Genomic DNA, 23,843 nt, shown 5'->3' on the forward strand with positions numbered 1-23,843 from the left:
GGACGTATGACCGACGAGTACCGGACAGAGCAGGATAGCCTCGGTGAGATGCAGGTGCCAGCCGACGCGTACTGGGGCGCACAGACGCAACGCGCCGTCGAGAACTTCCCGATCAGCGACGTAACCTTCGGGCGTCGGTTCATCCGAGCGCTCGGCGTCGTCAAGAAGGCGGCCGCACAGGCGAACCGCGACCTCGAAACGATTCCGGAAGACAAGGCGGACTGTATCGTCGAAGCCGCCGACGAAGTCATCGCCGGCGAACACGACGACCAGTTCCCCGTCGACGTGTTCCAGACCGGGTCGGGCACGTCGTCGAACATGAACGCCAACGAGGTCATCTCCAACCGCGCCACGGAGCTGTACGGCGGTGACATCGGGACCCGCGAGATCCACCCGAACGACCACGTCAACTTCGGTCAGTCCAGCAACGACGTGATTCCGACGGCAATGCACGTCGCCTCCCTCGAAGCGGTCGAGAAGGACGTGATTCCGGGCCTGAAGACGCTGCGTGATGAACTCGAAGCCAAAGAAGACGAGTTCGACACCGTCGTTAAGACCGGACGAACCCACCTGCAGGACGCGACGCCGGTGACACTGGGGCAGGAATTCTCCGGGTACCGCACGCAGGTCGAGAAGGGTATCTCCCGGGTGCAGGATACCCACGGCCGTCTGGCCGAACTCGCACTCGGCGGAACTGCGGTCGGGACCGGACTCAACACGCATCCAGACTTCCCCGAAAAAGCCGCGGAGTACATCAGCGAGGAAACCGGTCTCAGCTTCCGCGAGGCCGACAACCACTTCGAGGCCCAGGCGGCCCACGACGCGATGTCGGAAGCCCACGGCGCGCTCCGGACGGTCGCCGGCTCACTGAACAAGATCGCAAACGACCTCCGACTGCTCGCGTCCGGGCCCCGCAACGGTCTCGGCGAGATCGACCAGCCGGAGAACCAGCCCGGCTCCTCGATCATGCCCGGGAAAATCAACCCCGTTGTCGCCGAAGCGGTCAATCAGGTCCACAAGCAGGTCGTCGGTAACGACGCCGCCGTCTCAGCTGGCGCTGCAGAGGGCCAGATCGACCTGAATCTCTACAAGCCCGTGCTGGCTTCGAACTTCCTGCAATCGGCCAAGCTCATCGCCAACAGCAGCGCGGTGTTCGGCGAGAAGTTCGTCGCCAAACTCGAAGCCGACGCAGACCACTGTGCCGAGCGCGTCGAGCAGAGCATGGCGCTGGCAACAGCACTCAACCCCGCCATCGGCTATGACAAGGCGAGCAAGGTCGCGAAGAAGGCGCTTGCTGATGAAAAGACCATCCGCGAGGTTGTCCTCGAAGAGGGCTATCTCGACGAAGACGAGGTCGACGACGTGCTCGACCCCGAGAAGATGACGAAGCGTGGCATTCTAGGCGAGGAGTAGCGAGGGGCGCGCGAAGCGCGGCCCTCATTAGTGCGAGCGGAGAGCGATAGCGACCCGCGAGTAGCGAGGGAACGACCACAAGGAACTGCCTCGGAAATGCGAGCGGAGCGGGACCTTCGGTCCCGCAAGCAGTCGGGCGGTATCGCCGCCCGACGACGGGGAACAGAGTGACCCGTGAGTAGCGAGCGGCCGAACGGAGTGAGATTTCTCGTACCGGAACGGCGTTGTGAGGGTCCCGGTCCCCGAAACGCGAGGAACGACTGACAGAGCAGCGGAGTGCACGACCCCTGCTGTGTCTCTATTTTCTGGTCGGTTCTGTGCCGACGGGCAGCCGCCATTGCAGGTAAACAGCATCGGGCCACTGCGACCGATGCTTCTAGACCCGCGACTCGTCTGCGAGGACGTAGCGGCTCTCAGGGTAGCGCTCGCCGCCGATTTCGGTTTCGCTCTCGTCGGCGAATTCGAATCCGAATCCCTCGTAGAACTCGGCTCCCGGTTCGTTCGCCGAGAGGACCATTGCGTTGATCCGGTGGATATCGTGCTCGAACAGTTCCTCGCAGGTCTGTTCTAACAGTGACCGGCCGATTCCCTCGCGCCTGTAGTCTGGATGGACGTACAACCGGAGAATATAGCCTTCCTGGTCAGTCTCGTGCCACGTCGCGTGTGCGAACCCGACGACGTGCTCCTCGCGCTCGGCGACGAGCAGGAGCGTCTGTGATTCGACCAGTTCTGATTCGAGTTGTTCGGGCGCGTACCAGTCGCGAACGCCGTCCTCAGCTGTCTCGCGCGAGAGGATGTCCGGGTAATCCGTCTCCCAGGCCGCCGTCGCCACCTGATTGATGGCCGTTACGTCGTCCGGAATTACCAATCGGATTGTCATATGAACATATATGTCACGACCTGTGAAATGTTTTCCCGCGCCAAGTGGAGCGAAATAGTAGGTCTCATCCCACCGACCGGATCTGGTCGGCGAAGCCCATCACCGGACAAACAGAATTCATAATATTTTTTGATTAGGAATATAGAGGTGTTGTATAGATGCGTTACTCAGAAACGTTGCAGCTGTTCGATCAGGCCTGTGAGTTTCCCGCTGAGCACGCCACTGTCGTCCAGCAACTCGGCGATGTCGAACTGGCCGCTCAGAACGGTGACTCGGTCGAAATGAGTGAGGTATTGGCCCGAACCAGTGAGGCCACGTACCAGTCCGCAGAGGGGCTGTATAACTCTCTGGTCGGGAATCTCGACGACGACTTTATCGGCCGGAAATACTACGACGACCGAGCAGGGAGCACGTCCGGAACGGACGAAGTTCGAACCGAGACAGACCGCCTGTAGCCGCTTGGCGTGCGGTGCCGCGTGCCGACCTCACTCAGTTCGCCGGTGTTGATTCGTTGAGCCACGCCGGCCGCTCCGCTGTCGTTTCGCCGATATCCTCGTACCAGAAACTGTATTCGACGATACGGTCCTCGGTACGGTACCAGACGCTAAATTGGCGGACGAGGCTATTTGATTCGACCAGCAGTTCGACACGAAACTCTTCTAGCCGTTCCGCGGTTGGAATCTCGCCGCCGGAACCGCGAATCCGGTAGACTCGGCCGCCGTCCCGTGTGATGACGGCCGTGGCACTCTGGTTGACCACGGCGTAGCGATTCAGGTAGAACGCGGTCCGGTAGGCGTACTTATCACGGCTGAACCGGACCTCGCCGCGCTGGCGCTCGACGGTGCCGTTGTCACGGCGCTCGTACCAGTTGGTGCCGTCGGCGTAGGTCGACTGTTCGTACCGCTCGACGGCCCCGTTCGAGTCCGTCCTCATTCTGACCATCTCGTCGCGGTACCGCGTCGGTGATTCGACGGCGACAGTCTCTTCGCGCCGGACGGAACTGCTGTCGTTCCCGATTGTGAACTCGCTGTAGCGTTCATGCAGGGTGTAGGTAGTACCGTTGAGCGCCTGTCGGTGAGCAGCCGCAAGGAGGGCGACGTTTTCGAGGCGCTCCGTGGTAACGCCGGGCGGCGGGTCCAGCGATGTTGCCGTGTCCGACTCGGCTGCTGTTGGGACCGGGGCGGGCGTGACAGTTCGCTGATCAGCAGTGTCAGCGCCGACGAAGGCGTTACAGCCGGCTGTCAGGAGAACAACGACCACCGCGGCTGTCGACAGCCAGCGCATACTGACAGTGAGGGCGAGACAGCCAAAAGGGCGGCGGCGAGCGCGGGAAGGGTGCGTTTTTTGGCCCCCGGTCCCGGACACCTCGACAATGACCGAGTACGACTACGAGGAGCTGGGGCTCGTCGCTGGCCTAGAGATTCACCAGCAACTCGATACTGCGACGAAACTGTTCTGTGACTGTCCGACGACGATCCGCGAACCCGAAGAGAGCGAGCGCTCCTTTACCCGCTATCTGCACCCGACAAAGAGCGAACTCGGGGAGATCGACGAGGCGGCGCTGGAGGAGAGCATGGTTGACCGGGAGTTCGAGTATCTGGCCTACGACACGACCTGTCTCGTCGAGGAGGACGACGAGCCACCGCACCGCGTCGACCGCGAAGCGATGGAGACGACGCTCGAAATCGCCCAGCTACTGGATATGTCCGTCGTCGACCAAGTGAACGTCATGCGGAAAATCGTCGTCGACGGCTCGAACACTACGGGGTTCCAGCGCTCGATGCTGGTCGCAAACGACGGGGCCATCGAGACGAGCGCCGGCCCGGTCGGTGTCGAGGATATGCTGCTTGAGGAGGAGTCCTGCCAGCGCATCGAGGAGACTGAGGACGGCGTCCGCTTTTCGCTCGACCGTCTCGGCATTCCGCTGGTCGAAATCGGCACGAAGCCGGACATCAGTTCGCCCGAGCAGGCCCGTGAAGCCGCCGAGCGCATCGGAATGCTCCTCCGTTCGACCGGGAAGGTCAAGCGCGGCCTCGGAACCATCCGTCAGGACGTGAACGTCTCCATCGAGGAGGGCGCACGGATAGAGCTGAAAGGCGTCCAGAGCCTCGATGACATCGACGACCTCGTCCGTAACGAGGTCCGTCGGCAGGTCGAACTGCTGGACATCGCCGAGGAGCTCGCCGAGCGCGGCGCCACCGTCGGCGAACCACAGGACGTGACCGAGGTGTTCGAGGACACGGATTCGGGCGTCATCGAGGGGGCGCTCTCCTCGGGCGGCAAAGTACAGGGCCTCCTGCTGTCTGGCTTCGACGGGCTCGTGGGCCGCGAGATTCAGCCTGACCGCCGGCTCGGAACCGAACTGTCCGACCACGCTAAGCGCCACGGCGCTGGCGGCATCTTCCACACAGACGAACTCCCGGCCTACGGCGTCACCGAGGCGGAAGTCGAGGCGCTACGGGACGCTGTTGGGGCCGGCTCGGAGGACGCTGTCGCTATTGTCGCTGATGACCCGGAGACCGCCGAACTCGCCATCGACGCCGTCGCCGAGCGAGCCGAAACCGCGCTCGAAGGCGTCCCCGAAGAAACGCGAGATGCGAACGAGGACGCCACGTCACGGTACCTCCGCCCGCTCCCCGGCGCAGCGCGGATGTACCCCGAGACGGACGTGCCACCCGTCGAACCCGACGTGACCGAGGTCGAGACGCCGGAGCTGCTCACCGAGAAGGTCGACCGATACGAGAGCGAGTTCGACCTCGGCTCCGGCCTCGCCGAGCAGGTCGCCTACGGCCAGCGATGGCCGCTGTTCGAGGCACTGGTGGAGGGCGAGGACGTCGACCCGACGCTGGCCGCCGGCACGCTGGAGTCGACGCTGACCGAACTCCGCCGCGACGACGTGCCCGTCGAGAACCTCACCGACAAACACCTGCAGGGCGCAATTCTGCTGGTCGACGGCGGAGACGTGCCGCGTGAGGGGATGGAAGACCTCCTGACGGCACTCGCCGAGAACCCGTCACTGACCGCCGAGGAAGCTGTCGAGCAGGAGGGGCTGGGCGGCGTCGACGAGTCGGAAGTCCGTGACGCCGTTGCCGAAGTCGTCGAACGCCACGAGGACCAGGTCGCCGAGGAAGGCATGGGCGCGTTCTCGGCGCTGATGGGCGAGTGCATGGGCGCACTCCGTGGCAAAGCCGACGGCGATACGGTGAGCGACGTGTTGCGCTCAGAGATACAGAAGCGGGCTTAATTGCTTCGTTCAGGCTGTAAGGAAGCGATATCGACGGCGGTCGATGACAGCCCGTTACCGCTCGCCGACAGGTCGTGTTCTATCGTCGACTCGAGTAGCGGAACGAGGGCTGGCGCGTTCGGCCCGATGTCGACCATGTCTTCCGATTGGTTGTACTGGACGACACCGGCATCGACCAGCCGCGGCAGGTGGTTGTGGTAGAGGGCCGTGTAAATCGTGAGCCGCTCGTCACGGTACTGTTCAGCTGGTGTCCCGTGTTCGAATTCGGTCACCGTGTCCGTGAGCACAGCCAGTGAAACCGGTGTCGTGTACTGTGAAAGCCCGTACAGGAGGTACCGGCGGTAGTGCGATGACAGGAGCGACAGCCGGTCGTCCACTGGAAGCGAATCCGGTATCTCGGTTTGTTTCGTGTTCATGTTACCTGGTATGGTGCTGGGATCTGGACGGTTCGCGTGTCAGGTTTGGACGGTTCGAACGCTATTGTACCACAGTACGCTCATGCCCAACTTCGTCGGCTATGTCTGCAGTATCCGCGAGGTGGTTGACACGATCGACAACGCGGTAGACCGTGCCATCTCGCGTGCAGGGGGCGACGTGCTGGAGGTCATCGTCAACGTACTCAGCGAGGGCAAGCGACGGCAGCGTGATGACGTTGACCGACTCGTCGGAAACCATGTTTGTCACCGGGTGCTGCCAGTCGAAGGCGTCAAGCGAGACATCGGAGTCCCGTTCCCACTGTTCGAACATGGAAAGCCGTTCCAGCAGGTGTCGTCCCTCCGCAGTCCGCTGTGCGAGTCGCGGTTCGATCCGGCGTCCCCAGATCAGTATCGACAGGTCCTCGATACGGCCAGCGTCCTCAAGAGCCTGTAACCGGTCAAGCACGTAGTTCTGTTGTTGCGTTGCAGCTTCCGGACATAGGGACCGGACGAACAGTTCGACGCGAACTGGATTAGCAGTGGAATCCATAGTGAGGCAGTGAGTATCCTGTGGGTCGCTACAGTGGTAACCATCCTAAACACTCTCTCTAGGTCCCTAGAATAAATCGGGGCGAAACGGAATCATATCTGATATATCCGGGCCGGTCGGTAATTGGTTAATATGTGAATATTTGGTGTTTGGTATGTCAGGGGTTCGTTCGAATGTGGTCCCTCAAAAGTCCGCTATAGCCCTAATTCGGGATTATATTCGCCACAGGTATGAGCGTTGCTGAAATATTAATATTCTAACCAGACACCGGGCCTTAAGTAGCTCGCCACCACACTGAACGCATGGTCCCGAGTGTCATGGATGGCCACGATGTTCCCGCTCTGTACGGGCCAGCCATCGATACACTACCCCTCATGTTTGCGATCGTAGATGCGTCCGGGGTGATTCTCTCGACGAACGAGACATGGAGCGAGTTCGGCCGGGCAAACGGAACAGAGGTGACACCGAATACGCTCGGCGTGAACTACCTCGGTGTCGCTGACATGGCTGACGACACGACTGGGCAACAGGCAGCCGAGGGGATCAGGGCCGTCCTCACCGGCGAGCAATCCTCGTTCGAACTCGAATACCCGTGTCACACCCAGTCAGCGAAGCGGTGGTTCCGGTTGTACGCTGCTCCGTTCACCATTGATGGGGAGACGTTCGCATCTATCGCACATATCGACATCACGGCCCGGAAGCAACGGGAGTCGGTGCTCGAAGCGGCCTACGACATCTGCACCGACTCAAGCCGGACGTTCACAGAACAGCTCAACGCGCTGTTAGAGCTCGGCTGTGAGACGCTCGGTTCGTCGTTTGGGACGCTCTCTCGGGTCCACGGCGACGAGTACGTGTTCGAGGCAGTCACTGCACCGACGACTGCCGACCTCGAAGCCGGCAGAACGACCAGCATCGAGGACCTCCCGAACTGCAGACACGTCGTCGAACACCGCGAACCACTCGCGATCAGGGACGTTGAGGCGGACGCGCCGGACCTCGCTGACCCGGAGTGGGGCATTGTGAACTACATCGGCGCGCCCGTCGTCGTCGATGGAGCCGTGTACGGGACGTTCTGCTTCTACGGACTGGAGCCGCGCACAGCGGAGTTCACGCAGTGGGACCTGACGTTCGTCCGGTTGCTCTCCGACTGGGCCGGCTACGAACTCGAACGACAGCGCCACTCGGAACAGCGGGACGCGTTGAACACTGCCTTTCCCGACCCCAGTTTCATTATCGACGCGGAAGGGCGATTTCTCGACTGTCTGACCGACCCGGAGACGATGCTGACGGTAGACGATACGGACACGCTTGTCGGCCAGACGCTACACGAGTTCTTCCCTCACGATACCGCTGATTCGCTACTGGCGGCCGTTCGTGCAGCCCTGCGGACCGGGTCGTTTCAGTCCGTGGAGTACAAACTGCAGGCGCCCAGTGGCAAGCGGTGGTTCGAGGCACGGGTCGCACCGCTGGAAAGTCGCGCGTACGACCCCGACACTGTCATTTTCGTCGCGCGAGATATCACCGCTCATAAGCACCGCCAGACCGAGCTCGAACGACAGCGTGACAAGCTCAAGCAGGCACAGCGGCTCAACGTGCTGGGCAGAGAGATCGCGAAGGCGTTACAGGACACACAGACACGTGAGGGAATCGAATCGGCAGTGTGTGCACATCTCACTGAATCGGACCTGTACCAGGCCGTCTGGACCGGGAGCCGCGGGAGTGCCACGAGCATAACACTGGGTGCCGCTGCTGGGATAGACACGGCGACGTCGGAGCAGCTTTCGTCCGGCGAGCACAGCCTCGCCATCGACGCCATCGACACCGGTGAGGTACAGGTCGTCGAGGACATCGCCAGCGTGTCGACGCCTTCGGACACCAAGATCGACCGCCCACTAATCGCAGACCATTGCTCCGTCGCGGCAGTTCCCCTGACAACTGGCGAGACGACATACGGCGTACTGATGGTGTACGCATCGACTGGAGCGACGATTGGCTGCCGTGAGTCGGACATCCTGGCTGATCTGGGGCGACTTATCGCGCTTTCTATCCAGCGCGTCCACAGTCAACAGTCATTGCTGGCGGCGACGACCGTCGAACTGGAGTTCCTGACGCCGGATTCCGACGATATCTTCGCCGGCCTCTCCGCGATGCTCGACTGTTCATTCACGCTCGAACGGCGCGTTCCGATCAGCTCCGGGAACTGTATCCACTATGTTCGCGCCAAGGGTGTGGACAGTGACCGGGTGTGTCAGGCGCTCACTGAGACGCCGTCAGTCGAGTCCTGTGCCGTCGTGGAAACGGCGGCGGAGAACCGAGCGCCCCTGTTCGAAGTCACGCTTGATGAGATATCCACATCGCCGCTTGACACGCTCGCAGATTACGGCGGGGCCGTTCAGCAGGCCGTCGCAGCGGACGGCGACCTTCGGTTCACAGCGGAGATGGCACCGGATATCAACGTCCGTGCCGTCGTTGAGGCGATTCAGGAGGGAACGCCCGGGACAGAACTACGGAGCAAGCAGTACGTCGACCAGCCGGTCTCGACGGCCACTGACTTCCAGACGCGGATACGCGACCGGCTAACGCCGAAACAGGCCGCCGCGCTCAAGACTGCCTATGCACGCGGCTACTACGACTGGCCGCGAGGGAGCTCCGCGGAGGAACTGGCTGCGACACTCGACATTTCCGCGCCGACCTTGCACTACCGGTTGCGGAAGGCCCACGATGCCGTCATCGGTTCGCTGTTCGACTCCGACACTGGGTCTGAAAAGCTCGACTGACCCTCAGTCGTCTTCGGCACGCTCGATTCGCTGTCGGGCTTGCCGAAACAGGCCGCGAAGCGTCTTCGTCTCCCGGCCGGTCGGTTGCGCACGCCCGAGCACCCGCCGGAACAGCCGCCGGGCCTTGTGTTGTTTCTCTTCGGGGTGACCGATAGCGCCGAGGAATCGGTCAAACTCCTCGTGTAGGCCCTCGACCGCCGGCGTCTCGGCGAGCGTATGCAGCTCCTCGGGGTGCTGGGTCTCGTCGACAGTTAGCTCGCGGAGTTCGTAGAGCACGATGGTGGCCGCCTGACCGAGGTTCAACACCGGATACGACGCGCTGGCCGGGATAGAGCAGATGACGTCCAGCCGTGCGAGTTCGTCGTTCGAGAGCCCGACCCGTTCGCGGCCGAAGACGACGCAGATATCGCCCTCGACATCCCGGAGCGAGTCGGTCAGGTCGGCCGGGGTCGTCGCTGGATACCGGACGTGGTTAGCGGGGTCCTCGTTGGTCGTCGCCGTGCAGGCGACGGTGTGGTAGTTCTCGACGATGTCGTCGAACGTCACCGTCCGGGCGTTCGGCAGGATGTCGTCACGGGCCTGGCCAGCAAAGCCATACGCTTCGCCGTCTGGGTCTAGCTCCGGCGGGTCGACGAGCAGCAGTTCCGACAGGCCGAAGTTCTTCATCGACCGGGCGATGGTGCCGACGTTGCCCGGCGTCTCCGCGTCGACGACGGCGACCGATATCATACGTCCAGGTCGCTGAGGTCCATATCGATTGTGTCGAGGTCCTCCTCGTCCATCTGCTCGACTTCCTCTTCGAGTCCCGGAATCGCTTCGTCCCTGTCGGGGGCCTCTGGCAGCGCTGTCGGGTCTTCATCGACGTGTTCAAGGCCGACGTACCCCTCCGGGGCGCGGTTCCCGTCAAGGAACCACTCGTGGAAGGCCGAGGCCAGGTCAGTACCGCCGGCGTAAGCCTCGCCGCCTTCCTCACGGAACCAGTAGATGAAGTCCGTCTCGTGGTCCGAACAGACGACTACCTCGCCCATCGGCTCGCCGTAGATAGCATCCGCGACGTTGCACTGTTCGATGTCTTCGTCGCCGTGAATAAGCCAGCAGGCGTCACAGGGGTCGACAACCCGTTCTGCAAGCACCAGTAACCGCTGGCGAGTTTCCGGCTCCATGGTCTTGAGCGGGCGGACCCGCCCGTCCGACCCAAGCACGTCCTCATTAAAGCGCCAGCCCCGAAGCCCGATATTGACCTTGCTCATACCTCAAAGTGGGTGAGTCCCGGACTAAAAGAGCGCGATATGCGGGGCGAACAGTGTCGGCCCGTCCGCGCTCCACCGTCATCGCGGAGTGAGAACGAGGTGTGCCAGCCGATTACACCCATCGCTTGCTCGAAACATAGACAGCTCTAGGTAAATTTAACATGATTGTTCCATTTAGGATTCACAGACCGCGTCCAAACCAGGCAAAACTGTCGGACTCGCCCAAACATTTATACGTGATTGGCTTTTCTCCGTAAAAGAACACATGGAACGGCCGACGCGCCAGCGGGATTCTGAACAGGAGGAACGCGAGGAGGAGTCCGAGAGCACGGGCCAGCAGACCTGCCCCGAGTGTGAGTCGGAGTCCATATCTAGCGACGGCGGTGGTGAACTCGTCTGCGAGGACTGTGGCCTCGTCATCGAAGACGAGAACATCGACCGCGGGCCGGAGTGGCGGGCGTTCAATCACTCCGAACGCCAGTCCAAGTCACGCGTCGGAGCCCCCACGACCCAGACGATGCACGACAAGGGGCTGACCACACAGATCGACTGGAAGGACAAGGACGCCTACGGTCGGTCGCTCTCCTCGGAGAAGCGGAGTCAGATGCACCGCCTCCGGAAGTGGCAGGAGCGCATCCGAACCAAGGACGCCGGCGAACGGAACCTGCAGTTCGCACTGTCGGAGATCGACCGCATGGCGAGCGCACTCGGTGTCCCCCGGTCGGTCCGGGAAGTCGCCTCGGTCATCTATCGACGGGCGCTCAACGAGGACCTCATCCGCGGTCGCTCCATCGAGGGCGTCGCCACCGCCTGCCTGTATGCGGCCTGTCGACAGGAAGGCATCCCCCGCAGTCTAGAGGAAGTTTCGGATGTCTCCCGGGTCGAACAGAAGGAGATCGGCCGGACGTATCGCTACGTCGCTCAGGAACTCGAACTGAAGATGGAACCGGTCGACCCCAAGCAGTACGTCCCGCGGTTTGCCTCCGAACTGGAACTTTCTGAGGAAGTCCAGTCGAAGGCCAACGAAATCATCGACACCACCGCCGAGCAAGGGCTGCTCTCGGGGAAATCACCCACTGGCTACGCCGCCGCAGCCATCTACGCCGCTTCGCTGCTGTGTAACGAAAAGAAGACCCAGCGCGAGGTCGCTGACGTGGCTCAGGTGACAGAAGTCACCATCCGGAACCGGTATCAGGAGCAGATCGAAGCGATGGGCATCCACTGACCGGCGCGCTTCTCTTTATTCGATACCCTCGCTGTCCGCCGTTCACTTCGGTCACTGTCTGCTATAGCATAGCGTGGGCGGTCGGTACAGGATTGGTAACAAGCAACGTGTAGAGCTATCTGTCTGGGCAGCGAACTAGCGGTATGTCTGTTTCCCCCTCACAGAAACGGGTCGCACTTCTCGTCATCGGACTGGTGGTCCTCTTTGCACCCGCGCTGTTTGTCCTCGCCACCCTTGAGTTTCTTATCCTGTCCGGCAACCTCGCGCTCAACGAAATTTCGCTCCTCGAATTCGTCGAACTGTATCTTATCGACCTTGTGTTATTCGTCCTGCTCGGGTATGGCGTCTACCGGCTGACGTTCTGGCTGATCCAAGATCAGCTTCCAGACGCACTCGATACCGTAGACGGGACTGAAGCGGCCGGCGCGACTGACGAGACAGAGACCACTGGGACCGCCAGTGAAGAGCAGTCCTGACTGGCCGTTGAGTGTCGTCGTATATGCGTGTAGTGCCTCATACAAAACTGGACTTCACAGCAACGAAGGTCGCTCCCTGCGAACGGCTCCTTTCGTCGCCGTTCGCATTTTCGAGGGGCGCGCTTCGCTTGCCCCTCGCTAGTCCCCTGCAACCGCTGTCGGCTCCTCGGCGGTCTCCCCGGCTGAGCCGAGGTCGATCATCGCCAGCAAGGCAATGACGCCGAAGCCGACTTTCGTGACCACGTCGAGGTAAACGACCACGAGCGTCGCGGTCTCGACATCCATGAGGCCCACTCCTGCCGCACCGAGTAGCCAGACGACCGGATACACAAGCCAGAGGACGACAACGAAGTTCCGGAGTGTGCGGTACAGGCTGACCTCTATGTCGGACAGGGTCGACTTCGCAGCCACTGCGATGTTCCGGTAGAGGAGATAAATGACGCCGCCGAACAGCGCCGCACCGATAGCGAACATCAGGTAGCTAACTGGCGACGCGGTGACTGCACCGGCGAACCCGAAGACGATAGTTAACGCCTGCAGGACGACGAGTTTCACCGTGTCCTCCCGGCTTGCGCCAGCGAGCAGCGCCAGGAACCAGACGTTGAGTGGCGTCGTCAACAGCCAGTCGACGTAACGGACCACGTACACCGCGTGCCCCTCGCTCTGTATCGACCCGAAGCCAAGCGCCATCAGCGCGTAGGCAACGATGGCGATACCCGGAATCGCGATCAGCAGCAGATACCGCTTCCGCGTCTCTTCGGGGACAAGCGTGTAGCCGTACGCCAGCACCGCCGTCCCGAGCAGTTCACCCAGTAATCCCAGCGTGAACCAGGTTGTTATCGTTGCCATTGTTAGTCGTCCCCCGTCGCAGCCGTGCTGTCAGTGCCCGTCCCGGCCGAATGTTCGACAGTGAAGCGGTCCAGTAGCGATTCGAGATCGTCAGCACGCTGCCTGAGTTCCGTCGCGGAGTCAGACACTTCTTCGATGGACGCGGACTGGTCCTGTGCCGCGCCGGCCACGGTGTCCGCCTCCGTCGCCGTCTGCTGACTGATCGTCGTCAAGTCGTCGATAGTCCCCATCACGTCCTGTGCGGTCCGGGCCTGTTCCTCGGTCGCCCGGTCGATCTCCTGAATGCCGGTGTCGACCTCTTCGGTGTACTCGACGATGGTCTCCAGTGCATCGACGGTCTCCTCGACCGTCGAGACGCCTTCAGTGATTCGGGTGCTGGTCGATTCCATCGTCTCGACGGTGTCACCGGCCTGCTCCTGAATGGCCTCGATGCGCCCTTCGATGTCGGCGGCGGCCTCTTTGGTCTCCTCTGCGAGGCCCTTGATCTCGTCTGCGACGACAGCGAACCCTTCACCGTCACCGTCAGCGTGGGCGGCCTCGATAGAGGCGTTCAGCGCCAGCATATTCGTCTGCTCGACGATACTCGTAATGACGCCGACAATCTCACCGATTTCGTCGAGTTCGTCGTCGAGCGCGTTGATCTCTTCGACGGTCTCGCCGGTCTCGGCCTCGATAGCGCTCATCTCCGCAATAGCTTCCTGTGCGGCTTCGCGGCCGTCCTCGCCAACTTTAGCGGCCGACTGGGACGTGTCGGCGACCTGCTGGGCGGAGGAGGCGACTTGCTGTGCGGTCGCCGAAAGGTTCTGCATCTCTGCGGCCGCCGATTCAAGGCCTTCGTTTTGCTCGGTCGTCCCCTCGAAGATCTCGTTGATCGACTTCGACACCTGCTTGCTAGCCCGGTCGACCCGCTCCGCGTTCGAGTTGACACGGTCGCTGGACTGGATGACGTTCGTCGCGAACGCTTTCATATCGGCGATTGTGTCTTCGAGCGCATCGAGCGTCGTGTTGATGTCCTCGCCGACCTCCGCCATTGCGTCGTTCATGCTGTCCGTGTCCACCCGTGCGGTGAGGTCGCCGTTGGCGGCTGCGTCGAGGGCGTCGCTGTACTGCTGTGCCTTGAGTTCGAGGTGGCCGGTCAGCGCCTCCATCTCGTTGCGTTCGGATTCGACATCCTCACGGGCAGCCTGTGCCTGCTCTTTGGCCGCCTCGGCTTCCTGCTTGGCAGTTTCGGCTTCAGATATCTGTGTCCGGAGGTTTGCCCGCATATTATCGAAGGCAGCGTACAGTGTTCCAAACTCGTCTTCCCGGGACGTATCGAGGTCGACATCCAGCTCACCGTCGGCCATCGCTTCAGCCTTTACCGAAAGCCGCCGCAGCGAAGCAATCGTGTTTCCGCCGATCGTGACCCCGATGAGTCCAAGGTTGACGACGGCAAGCAGGATGAGACCAATGAGGTCAGAGTTGATCTGATCGCTCAGGGCGTATGCGGCCTCCCGGTCGGAGTGGACCATAACGACCCAGTCGTGTGATTCGAGACGGGTCAGCCCCATCAACATACTGTCTGTTTCGTGGAACATTCTCTGTCCGGGTTCGAGCGTGCCCAGCGGGTCCGATTCCATCTGGGAAATCGGTGCTGTCGACCCGATCATCGAGTGGTTGGGGTGTGAGACGAACTCCCCGTCGGTGTTGACAACCGTGGTAAATGACCCTTCGCGGTGGCTCGATATCTGGTCGGCCTTCTCCCGGAGATCGATCATATACACGAGCGCTCTGTCTTCGTCACCGGGGACCGGCGAAACGACGGCAACTATCGGGTGGTCAACGACTGAGACGGAGAACGGCTCCGTCACGTGCGTGTCGTGGGGGCCGTCGAACTGTGGCGGGTCCGTAGCGAACGGTGCCCCTTGCTCGGCAGCGTTGACCCCGATGAAGTCCTGATTCGAACTGGCGCGAATCTCGCTTGTCTCGGTGTCAAAGTAGTGTACTGCGACGACACTGGGCGGTAGTTCCTCGTTGGACCGTAACTCCTCCAGTCGTTGCTGTTTCTCCGTGTCCGTTCCGTCGGTGAACACGGGAAGTCGCGACGTCGACCGGACGTTCCGACGCGATGTCGTCAGCCAGTCGTCTAACTGTACTGCCTGTGTCTCTGACAGCGCGGTGATGTCGTCCGCCACGTCTTCTTCGAGAGTGGCGGACGCCTGCACGCTTGTCAGGACTCCAGCAGCGATAATAACAAGTATCGCGAATGAAAGCGCCACCCCGAGCCTGGCAGCGTAACTGCCAGCAATAAAGCTCGGGAGCGGCGAGTCCCTATTTGAATCCATCACGCAATTCTACACAAACCTGCTAATAAAGGGTTGCTACGCAATTCTCACCGATGATAAGCACCACAACCGACTGTAGAAATCCGTCGCCTCGGAACGGCTACCGGTGGAACGTTCTATTGCTCTACTGACATACCTTACAGTCGCAGAGATGGGCACCGGCCCCACCCGTTCGCTGCCGGCGATTTCGCTGCACGTACCGCGATATGAAAACCATATCAGAAGCCGATCAGACTGTGGGGAAAGGTTTTGCCGATACCGCCTGACGAATATTGCAATGCGTGCTGTACGATTCCACGAATACGGCGGGACGGACGTGCTCCGCGTCGACGACATCGAACGACCAACGCCAGGTCCAGAGGAGGTCCTGCTCGAAGTCGAGGCAGCGGCGGTCAATCCGGTCGATACGTACTTCCGGACCGGCGACTACGAACCGGGCGAACTGCCCTGGATACCCGGCTCCGACTGTGCCGGGACCGTCGCCGCGACCGGCGAGCGCGTGGCTTCCGTCACCGAAGGCGACCGGGCGTTCGCAACCGGGCTGGGCAACTGGCTCCAGGGAACCTGCGCGGAGTACGTCACTGTTCCCGAATCACATCTGGCGCGGCTCCCCGACGGGGTGTCCGCCGAGGCGGGCGCGGCCGTCGCGCTCGTCGGCGTCACCGCCTGGCAGACGCTCGTCGACGCCTGCTCACTGGAGCCGGCCGAGCGGGCGCTGATTCACGGCGGGAGCGGCGGTGTTGGCCACGTTGCGGTCCAGTTGGCTGCGGCGAACGGAGCGCGGGTGACGACGACGGCGTCACCGGCCTACCACAACCAACTGGCCGACCTCGGTGCGGACGACGTGTTCGACTACAGTCGGGACGACCTCGCCGACGCGGTGGTCGACGCCGGCGCACCGGACGTGGTTCTCGACCACCGGCTCGACGACTACCTCGCGTTCGACGCCGAGGTGGCCGCACAGGGCGCGCGAATCGCCGCCATCGGGAACACCGACCTCGCGGCGACGTTCGAGAACGTCCCGCGCTGCCGGGCTAAGGCCCTCAGCGTCCACCACGTCTCGATGTTCAACACGCCCGAGTTCGGCGCGGTGCTTTCCCGACTGGCGACGCTCATGGCCGACGACGAACTGACGCCGGTCGTCGCCCGCCGTTACGACTTCGCGGAAGTCCCGGCCGCTCACGACGACGTGCGCAACGACAGCTTCCTCGGCAAACTCGTCGTCACGCCGTAGTCCGACCGGCGCTACCGTCTATCGTCGGTCCACAGACTCGACCCTCGGGTTTCTTGAGATGGGCTTTTATATTACTACTATCCATTGACAGTTGTATGTCAACCGGGTATAATTTCGACGGTAAGATAGTACTGATCACGGGCGTCGGCGGGGCGCTGGGCAGTGCGGTCGCAAACGCCTTTCTCAAGGCCGGGGCGACCGTCTGTGGTAGTGACATCATCGAACCGAACACCGAGGATTTCCTGCTTTCCGACCCCGAACGCGTGGACTTCTACCGGGCGGACTTCAGCGACGAGAACGACGTCGCCGAGACCATCGACGCGGTCGTCGACGAGCACGGGCGACTGGACTACTTGCTGAACATCGCCGGAACGTGGCGCGGCGACACACCGATCCACGAGACGGATGCGGCCACGTTCGATTTCCTGTTCGACGTGAACCTGAAGACGATGTTTCTGGCGTCGAAACACGCGATTCCACACCTGCGGGCTAGCGAGGGCGCAATCGTTTCCGTCTCCGCGCGGTCGTCGCTGGAGGGCGGTGCAGGCGACGGCCTCTACCGAGCGTCGAAAGCCGGCGTCCGACTGCTAACGGAGACCATCGCGGCGGAGAACCTCGGGTCCGTGCGAGCCAACGCCGTCATGCCCAGCGTCATCGACACTCCGATGAACCGGGAGATGATGCCCGACGCTGATTTCGAGACGTGGGTCGACCCGAAAGACATCGCCGACGTACTGTTGTTCCTCTGTTCTGACGCCGCAGCCGTGACCAGCGGGGCGGCAGTACCGGTGTACGGCGAGGTCTGACGTTGGTGGCTGTATCTGGCCTGCCTGCCGCCCGGCCTTAGCCCCACGTTTCTCGTCGTCACGTATCCGCACTGTCAGGAACCGGCGGCAAGGGGGTATCAGTGCTGACGTCTCGGCTGTTGTTTGGCTTCGGGAATTATGTCTTTATCCTGATATTACGGCGGAGTATTGCGAATCGGAATCACGGTGGTTTTTATACCCCAAAAGAATATGCCGCATCACAATGAGTGACAGAGAAACGTGGGCCTCACGGCTCGGGTTCCTTCTCGCAGCAATTGGTAGCGCAGTCGGTCTCGGAAACATCTGGCAGTTCCCGTTCAAGACCGCGACAAACGGCGGCGCAGTGTTCCTCGTCTTTTACCTCGTCGCCGTGTTGCTCATCGGCTTTCCGGCAATGCTGGCAGAGTTCATCATCGGACGGCGAACGAACCGTAATGCCGTCGACGCGTTTGCAGAACTCGGATTCAAGCAGTGGCGGGTCGTCGGTGGCCTGGGCGTCTTTACGGGCTTCTGGATCCTCTCGTATTACAACGTCGTCGGCGGGTGGGTCATGCGATATATCCTCGGTAGCGCAACGGGCGCATACTTCGGAAACTCCGCGGAGTACTTCGGAGCCATCGCCAGTGGGCCGGAAGCTGTCGTCGGACAGGCACTGTTCCTGCTGATCTGTGTCGGTATCGTCGCAGTGGGTGTCGAGGACGGTATCGAGAAGGCGACGAAGGTGATGGTCCCCAGCATCGTTCTCCTCATGATCGGGATGGCGGCCTGGGTTACCACGCTTGAGGGAGCAGGGGCTGGCTACAGCTACTTCCTCTCACCGGACTTCTCCACGCTGGCGGCGAACGCTGGCGACCTGATTCCGTTCGCAGTTGGACAGGCGTTTTTCACCCTCTCGCTGGGGATGGCAGCCATGATTACCTACTCCTCGTACATCGGTGACGACGAGAGCCTCCCGGTGGATGGTGGCATCATCGTCGTGACGAACACGCTCGTTGGTGTGCTGGCCGGGCTGGTCGTGTTCCCGATTCTCTTCGCCATCAACGTCAGCCCCGACACCAGCGGTCCGTCGGCCATCTTCGTCGCGATGGCGTCGGCGTTCCCACAGCTCCCCGGAGGTCGACTCCTCGGTGTCGTGTTCTTCGGCGTTGTCCTCATCGCTGCAATTTCCTCCGCCATCAGCCTCCTCGAGGTTGCAGTCTCCTACGGCGTCGACAACACGTCATACTCACGAGTGTCTCTGGCGGCGATGCTCGGAGTTGTGCTGTTCGTTCTCGGATTCCCGTCAGCCTGGGACCTGGCGTGGTTCGGCTGGTTCGACACGCTCGCGTACAAGCTGTTCCTCCCGCTGTCAGTGCTGCTCATCCTAGTGTTCGTCGGCTGGGTGCTCTCCTCCAACGCAGTTGCCGAGCTCCGACAGGGGACGGGTGGGCTCCGGGCATTCGGTCCGACCTGGCTCTGGATGGTCCGAACGGTGGTTATCCTCGGCGTGCTCCTGACGCTGGCGCTCGGCCTGCAGACGCTGTTCCTCGCTGAGGACCCCGCGATTATCCCGCCAATATAACCGACGCACAGCCTCGGTTTCCCGCGGACCTTCTTCGCGACGGTTTGTAGTGACCGCCCGGTGTATCCGGTCGTCGCGAGATGTTTTTTCCAGCCGTAGCAGCCTAGCCACGTGCAGAAGGGCGGCATGTCGCTCACGAACTGCGCAGGCGTAGATACACGCCACCGAAGAGACAGACCGTTGCCACCAGCAATAGACCACCGCTCAGCACGTCTCTGAGGACCCCGGAAACACCGGGATGCTCGATAAGTCCGAAGGTGCCCTCAAACGCTATCGACTGAAACACTAGCGCCAGTCCGCCTATCGGTATCAACAGTTGTCGACTGCGTGTATTTTCACCGACAGTCATACCCGTAGGGATACATGACGGTGGAGTGAATACTTTGCTGAATCTCTGTGGTCGGCGGGCACAGTGTACTACACACTCTGGATGAGGGAGACAGCAGACATATGACACCCTAACGGCCTGTCTCAGTCGGACTCGAACCCGCGCTGTTCGTCCGCAATGCCGAGACTTTCGGACACAGTGTCAGTCTCGTCAGTAGTACCCGGGAGCAGTGCCCGGATGTCGACCGACTCGCTGCCGAGTACCACGAAGCCCGTGAAGATAGTCAGGAAGCCCGCCACTGCGGTCGGGGTGATCGCCTCACCGAGCAAGGCCCACCCGCCGAGCGTCGACACGACGGGAACCACGTAGAAGATGAGGTTGGCCTGAATTGCACCGGTGACAGCCAGTAGGCCGAAGTAGGCGATGTAGGCGATTGCGCCGGCGAAGATGCCGACGTACAGCAGGGCCGCAATCGCGGTCGGCGACCAGACCGCCGTGGCCGCGGATTCGCCCATACCGATGCTCAGCGCATGGCAGAGCGCGGCGGCGACAGGGAGCGCCCATGCGGTTCGGACCGTACTCGACAGGCCGCCGCCGGACCACCGGATGAGCACGCTGCCCAGCGCCGCGCTGGTCGCGCCAGCGAACAGGATGAGCTTGCCGATGCCCCCGCTCAGGAGCATCGCCGGGTCGGGACTGACGACGAGACCGACGCCGAGCAGGCCGATAACCATGCCGAGACCGCCGCGGGCAGAGAGGCGTTCGTCGGAGAGCAGGAGAGCGGCGAATACTGGCGTCAGTATCGGGTTGAGGCTGAAGATGATAGCGGCAACCGCGCTGGTGGCGGACTGCTGGCCCACGAATATCAGCGCGTTCGCGAGGCCGAGCGCGAACAGGCCCGTCGAGAGAATCCCCAGCACGTCGCCGCGGGTCCGTGGGAGCAGTTCGTCCCGGGACCGCGTCACGACAACGTAGCCGAGGAGCACGACGGCGGCGATGTCGAAGCGCAGGGCGACGAACAGAAGCGGCGGGAGGTACGACAGTCCGGCCTTCGCGCCGACGAAGGTCCCGCCAAGCAGGACACTGGCAACGGCAGCGAGGGCGAACGTCCGACGCGAAATCATGGTGCCACCTCGTATATTGTTTCTGATACGACCGCACAGCCGACAGAGAGATCACGTGGGGAAACCTGAGTCATCGTACTCTACAGTATGATATCGAGACGTATAGGTCCGTTTAGAAAATCTTACATAACGCGAAACAGCCGAACACCCGTGGCGGTACTGCAAGGTGTGAAATAATTTCACACTGCGAAAGCGATTTAGGACGGACTCCCTAACGTGGCGGTATGGAATCGGCGCTCGAAGAGATCGAGTTCCTCGCGCTCTCGTCAAACCGGGTCGAGGTGTTGCGGCTTCTGGCCACGGAGCCACACTCACGCGGGGAACTGGCGGCCGAAACCGGTGCGTCACAGGCGACGCTCGGGCGTATCATCGCTGACTTCGAGGAGCGGTCGTGGATTCGCCGAACAGAGGGCGAGTACGTCGCAACGGCGACGGGCCGTATCGTCGCTGACGGGTTCACCGACCTGCTCGACAGCCTCGAAACCGAGCGGCGACTGCGCGACATCGTCCAGTATCTCCCCACCGATGCAATGGACTTCGACCTGCAACATCTGGGCGACGCGACCATAACCGTCCCGAGCCAGACGCGCCCGAACGCGCCGGTCCAGCGACTGCTCGACCTGCTTCGGGACGCCGAGGCGGTCCGGACGTTCTCCCATGCGTTCAACGATCAGGCAATTCGGGTCGTTCAGGAGCGGGTCACCGCCGGCGAACAGCGGTTCTCGGGCGTGTTCTCGCCCGGCGCGATAGACGCGCTGGCAGCGGACGACCGGCTCCGGAATCGGCTCGAATCGCTGCGTGCCGAACCGGACGCGTCAGTCCGGGTACAGAACGACGGTGTGCCGCTGGCCGTAATGATTGCCGACGACGTGGTCCATCTGCTGTTGCGGGACGACAACGGCGTTCTGCAGGCGTCGATCGATACGACCGCGCCAGCCGTCCGTGAGTGGGCCATCGAGACGTTTGACACCTACTGGGCGTCCGCGGACCCGCTCTCTGACGAGTGGGCGCTGTAACCGCTGTTTCGAGTCACTGGACCATTATTGCCCGAAACTCAGCTGCGGCGCAGCTACCGGACCAGATACGGGTCCTCGCCCGGCATGAACCGACCGAGGTCTGCCTCACGGCGATAGTCCGTTTCCAGTAGCGCAGTCAGCGCGTCAATGAGGGCACTCTCCTCGTCGTCGGTCCACGCTGTCGGCTCTTTGATCGGATAGACGAGCCAGCCGCTGCCGAGGACCTCCGTGGCGTGGCGCACATCCATATCGATCGACTCGGTCGGCTCCGATGTCGTGTTCGCAAACACATGTCGCGTGGCGCGCTCGCCGACGGGCAGGAGGACGTGGGCGGTGATGGCCCGGAGTTCCGTATCGAACAGCGGCTCCAGAGTCTCGTAGTCCGCGTCTGTCGGCGGGTCGCCGCCGCACATGTACAGATACGAGAGGTACGTCTTCTCGACAGTCGGCGGCGTGCCACTCTCTGCGAGCAGTCCGGCCTCGACAAGCGCCCGCTGGAGGCGTTCGCCCGCAGCGCTGTCGGTAAATGGGATGCCTGAGGTCGCGCCACCGTGGACGCCGGGGTGATCACCGATGACGTGGAAGTGGGCGTTGGCGTCGCCGTACCCCGGCACAAACGGCTCACACGGTGCGTCGAAGCCGAAGGGATTGTGCTGGCGGGCCGTGACGTTCTTCACGCGCGAAAGCAGCGACCCATCGCCCAAAACTCCGCCGGTTTCGGTTGTCGAATACGAGAAATAATGGTTAAGTTTGATAACGCTTTTCTCGGATGCCCGCAAGGAGTCGGATATGCTCCGGTCCGGGAGAAGTGATATCGCGTGAGCCACGATGACCGTGTCGAGGACCTTCGGGAACGAAAAGCCGAGGCCGAACGAGGTGGTGGCGAGGAACGAATCGAGGCGCAACACGACCGTGGGAAACTCACCGCGCGTGAGCGCATCGATTACTTCCTCGACGACGGCACCTTCGTCGAGATCGACTCGCTCCGTGAACATCGCTCGACGAACTTCGACATGGCCGACAAGAAAGTACCGGGAGACGGCGTCGTCGTCGGCTACGGCAAAGTCGACGGCCGCCGGGTGTACGTCTTCGCCCACGACTTCACCGTCTTCGGCGGGTCGCTGGGCGAGGCGTTCGCCCAGAAGGTCTGTAAGGTGATGGACAAGGCCATCGAGACGGGCGCACCCATTATCGGGCTGAACGATTCCGCCGGTGCGCGGATTCAGGAAGGGATCGACTCGCTGGCGGGCTACGCCGATATCTTCCACCGCAATCAGCAAGCTAGCGGTGTCGTGCCACAGATTTCGGCCATCATGGGGCCGTGCGCCGGCGGTGCAGTGTACTCCCCGTCCATTACGGACTTCGTCTACATGGTCGAGGAGACCAGCCACATGTTCATCACCGGGCCGGACGTCATCGAGACGGTGACCGGCGAGGAGGTCGGCTTCGACGAACTCGGCGGCGCGAAGACCCACGCCTCCGAGTCCGGGGTGGCCCACTTCACGGCCGCCGACGAGAAAGAGGCGATGGACGACATCCGCTACCTCCTCTCGTATCTCCCCCAGAACAACGTCGAGGACCCGCCACGGGTCGAGCCCTGGGACGACCCCGAGCGCCGGGACGAGGCGCTGAAGACGGCTGTTCCCGACGCGCCACAGAAACCCTACGACATGACGGATGTCGTTGGACGCATCGTCGACGAGGACTCCTTTTTCGAGGTCGCGGAGGACTTCGCGCGCAACATCGTCATCGGGTTCGCCCGCATGGACGGCCACAGCGTCGGCGTCGTCGGCAATCAGCCACGAGTCAACGCCGGCACGCTCGACATCAACGCCTCGCGGAAGGGCGCTCGCTTTGTCCGGTTCTGTGACGCGTTCAACATCCCGATTCTCACGTTCGTCGACGTGCCCGGGTTCATGCCCGGCAAGGATCAGGAGCGCAACGCCATCATCAACCACGGCGCGAAGCTCCTGTACGCCTACTCCGAGGCCACCGTGCCGCTGGTGACCGTCATTACGCGGAAGGCGTACGGCGGGGCCTACGACGTGATGGCGTCGAAGCACATCGGCGCGGACATGAACTACGCCTGGCCGACCGCCGAGATCGCCGTGATGGGGCCACAGGGCGCGGTCAACGTCCTCTACGACGACGAACTGGAGGACGCCGACGACGTGGAAGCCCGCCGCCAGCAACTCATCGACGAGTACCGCGACGCCTTCGCGAACCCCTACACCGCAGCCAAGCGCGGGTTCGTCGACGACGTCATCGAACCACAGGAGACTCGCCCGCGACTCATCGACGATCTGGACCTCCTCCGGGGAAAACGCAAGGACCAGCCCGACCGCAAGCACGGCAACATCCCACTGTAAC

General features: G+C 62.1%; 22 protein-coding genes. 11 read left to right on the plus strand and 11 right to left on the minus strand.

Annotated features, from left to right (window positions below; translation table 11 throughout):
• Positions 1–6: 6 nt before the first annotated feature.
• The gene (locus G9C82_RS05270) at positions 7–1,413 is read left to right on the plus strand and encodes a class II fumarate hydratase (protein WP_127013538.1); all 1,407 of its coding nucleotides are present in this window, start codon (positions 7–9) and stop codon (positions 1,411–1,413) included.
• A 376-nt stretch (positions 1,414–1,789) separates the two neighbouring features.
• On the opposite strand, the gene G9C82_RS05275 is transcribed toward G9C82_RS05270, so the two are convergent.
• On the minus strand, positions 1,790–2,293 hold the full coding sequence (locus tag G9C82_RS05275) for a GNAT family N-acetyltransferase (protein WP_127013539.1): 504 nt from the start codon (positions 2,291–2,293) through the stop codon (positions 1,790–1,792).
• Between the two features lie 158 nt (positions 2,294–2,451).
• Between G9C82_RS05275 and G9C82_RS05280 the strand changes: the two genes are divergently transcribed.
• Positions 2,452–2,748: a hypothetical protein gene (locus G9C82_RS05280; protein WP_004963440.1), complete on the plus strand. Its 297-nt coding sequence runs from the start codon at positions 2,452–2,454 to the stop codon at positions 2,746–2,748.
• A gap of 34 nt (positions 2,749–2,782) precedes the next feature.
• Here G9C82_RS05280 and G9C82_RS05285 read toward each other — a convergent pair whose 3' ends face one another.
• Positions 2,783–3,577: a hypothetical protein gene (locus tag G9C82_RS05285; RefSeq protein ID WP_127013540.1), complete on the minus strand. Its 795-nt coding sequence runs from the start codon at positions 3,575–3,577 to the stop codon at positions 2,783–2,785.
• Between the two features lie 88 nt (positions 3,578–3,665).
• Between G9C82_RS05285 and gatE the strand changes: the two genes are divergently transcribed.
• Complete coding sequence (gatE, locus tag G9C82_RS05290; protein ID WP_127013541.1) at positions 3,666–5,537, plus strand: Glu-tRNA(Gln) amidotransferase subunit GatE; 1,872 nt, start codon at positions 3,666–3,668, stop codon at positions 5,535–5,537.
• On the opposite strand, the gene G9C82_RS05295 is transcribed toward gatE, so the two are convergent.
• Complete coding sequence (locus G9C82_RS05295; RefSeq protein ID WP_004963447.1) at positions 5,534–5,953, minus strand: hypothetical protein; 420 nt, start codon at positions 5,951–5,953, stop codon at positions 5,534–5,536. The two genes, gatE and G9C82_RS05295, sit on opposite strands and share 4 nt — an antisense overlap.
• Before the next feature lie 61 nt (positions 5,954–6,014).
• Positions 6,015–6,503, minus strand: coding sequence for an HTH domain-containing protein (locus G9C82_RS05300; protein WP_007188221.1), 489 nt, complete (start codon positions 6,501–6,503; stop codon positions 6,015–6,017).
• Positions 6,504–6,805: 302 nt separating this feature from the next.
• On the opposite strand from G9C82_RS05300, the gene G9C82_RS05305 reads away from it, so the two are divergent.
• Positions 6,806–9,280, plus strand: a complete 2,475-nt coding sequence (locus G9C82_RS05305) for a bacterio-opsin activator domain-containing protein (RefSeq protein WP_127013542.1) — start codon at positions 6,806–6,808, stop codon at positions 9,278–9,280.
• A 3-nt stretch (positions 9,281–9,283) separates the two neighbouring features.
• Here the strand turns inward: G9C82_RS05305 and G9C82_RS05310 are convergent, their stop codons facing one another.
• Positions 9,284–10,009, minus strand: a complete 726-nt coding sequence (locus tag G9C82_RS05310) for an RNA methyltransferase (protein WP_127013543.1) — start codon at positions 10,007–10,009, stop codon at positions 9,284–9,286.
• Entirely contained in the window at positions 10,006–10,530 is a 525-nt protein-coding gene (locus tag G9C82_RS05315; RefSeq protein WP_127013544.1) for a hypothetical protein, read from the minus strand. The genes G9C82_RS05310 and G9C82_RS05315 overlap by 4 nt, the downstream gene beginning before the upstream one ends.
• Positions 10,531–10,795: 265 nt before the next feature.
• Here G9C82_RS05315 and G9C82_RS05320 point away from each other — a divergent pair, with 265 nt between their 5' ends.
• Both G9C82_RS05320 and G9C82_RS05325 read left to right on the plus strand, forming a co-directional pair.
• Positions 10,796–11,755, plus strand: coding sequence for a transcription initiation factor IIB family protein (locus G9C82_RS05320; RefSeq protein ID WP_004518753.1), 960 nt, complete (start codon positions 10,796–10,798; stop codon positions 11,753–11,755).
• A gap of 143 nt (positions 11,756–11,898) precedes the next feature.
• A complete protein-coding gene (locus G9C82_RS05325; RefSeq protein WP_007188218.1) occupies positions 11,899–12,231 on the plus strand; it encodes a hypothetical protein in 333 nt (110 codons plus the stop codon).
• Positions 12,232–12,369: 138 nt separating this feature from the next.
• On the opposite strand, the gene sop2 is transcribed toward G9C82_RS05325, so the two are convergent.
• Positions 12,370–13,080, minus strand: coding sequence for a sensory rhodopsin II (gene sop2 / locus G9C82_RS05330; RefSeq protein WP_121303644.1), 711 nt, complete (start codon positions 13,078–13,080; stop codon positions 12,370–12,372).
• A 2-nt stretch (positions 13,081–13,082) separates the two neighbouring features.
• Positions 13,083–15,284 (minus strand): methyl-accepting chemotaxis protein, encoded by a 2,202-nt coding sequence (locus G9C82_RS05335; protein ID WP_127013832.1) that lies wholly within the window; start codon positions 15,282–15,284, stop codon positions 13,083–13,085.
• A gap of 397 nt (positions 15,285–15,681) precedes the next feature.
• Here G9C82_RS05335 and G9C82_RS05340 point away from each other — a divergent pair, with 397 nt between their 5' ends.
• From G9C82_RS05340 to G9C82_RS05350, 3 genes are all read left to right on the plus strand, one after another.
• On the plus strand, positions 15,682–16,638 hold the full coding sequence (locus G9C82_RS05340) for an NADPH:quinone reductase (RefSeq protein ID WP_127013545.1): 957 nt from the start codon (positions 15,682–15,684) through the stop codon (positions 16,636–16,638).
• A 95-nt stretch (positions 16,639–16,733) separates the two neighbouring features.
• Complete coding sequence (locus G9C82_RS05345) at positions 16,734–17,444, plus strand: SDR family oxidoreductase (RefSeq protein ID WP_127013546.1); 711 nt, start codon at positions 16,734–16,736, stop codon at positions 17,442–17,444.
• 223 nt (positions 17,445–17,667) lie between these two features.
• Positions 17,668–19,005, plus strand: coding sequence for a sodium-dependent transporter (locus G9C82_RS05350; protein WP_004963472.1), 1,338 nt, complete (start codon positions 17,668–17,670; stop codon positions 19,003–19,005).
• A gap of 133 nt (positions 19,006–19,138) precedes the next feature.
• Here the strand turns inward: G9C82_RS05350 and G9C82_RS05355 are convergent, their stop codons facing one another.
• Positions 19,139–19,354: a hypothetical protein gene (locus G9C82_RS05355; RefSeq protein ID WP_011222774.1), complete on the minus strand. Its 216-nt coding sequence runs from the start codon at positions 19,352–19,354 to the stop codon at positions 19,139–19,141.
• A gap of 122 nt (positions 19,355–19,476) precedes the next feature.
• The gene (locus G9C82_RS05360; RefSeq protein WP_127013547.1) at positions 19,477–20,457 is read right to left on the minus strand and encodes a DMT family transporter; all 981 of its coding nucleotides are present in this window, start codon (positions 20,455–20,457) and stop codon (positions 19,477–19,479) included.
• 224 nt (positions 20,458–20,681) lie between these two features.
• Between G9C82_RS05360 and G9C82_RS05365 the strand changes: the two genes are divergently transcribed.
• Entirely contained in the window at positions 20,682–21,473 is a 792-nt protein-coding gene (locus tag G9C82_RS05365) for a winged helix-turn-helix domain-containing protein (protein ID WP_127013548.1), read from the plus strand.
• Positions 21,474–21,526: 53 nt separating this feature from the next.
• Here the strand turns inward: G9C82_RS05365 and G9C82_RS05370 are convergent, their stop codons facing one another.
• Positions 21,527–22,150, minus strand: a complete 624-nt coding sequence (locus G9C82_RS05370; protein ID WP_127013549.1) for a uracil-DNA glycosylase family protein — start codon at positions 22,148–22,150, stop codon at positions 21,527–21,529.
• Positions 22,151–22,291: 141 nt separating this feature from the next.
• On the opposite strand from G9C82_RS05370, the gene G9C82_RS05375 reads away from it, so the two are divergent.
• Positions 22,292–23,842 carry an acyl-CoA carboxylase subunit beta gene (locus tag G9C82_RS05375; RefSeq protein ID WP_127013550.1) on the plus strand — a complete coding sequence of 517 codons (1,551 nt, stop codon included), beginning with the start codon at positions 22,292–22,294 and terminating at the stop codon, positions 23,840–23,842.
• The last annotated feature ends 1 nt before the right edge of the window (position 23,843 follow it).

Origin of the sequence: Haloarcula sp. R1-2 (assembly GCF_011627385.1) — an archaeon.
Classification (GTDB): domain Archaea; phylum Halobacteriota; class Halobacteria; order Halobacteriales; family Haloarculaceae; genus Haloarcula; species Haloarcula marismortui.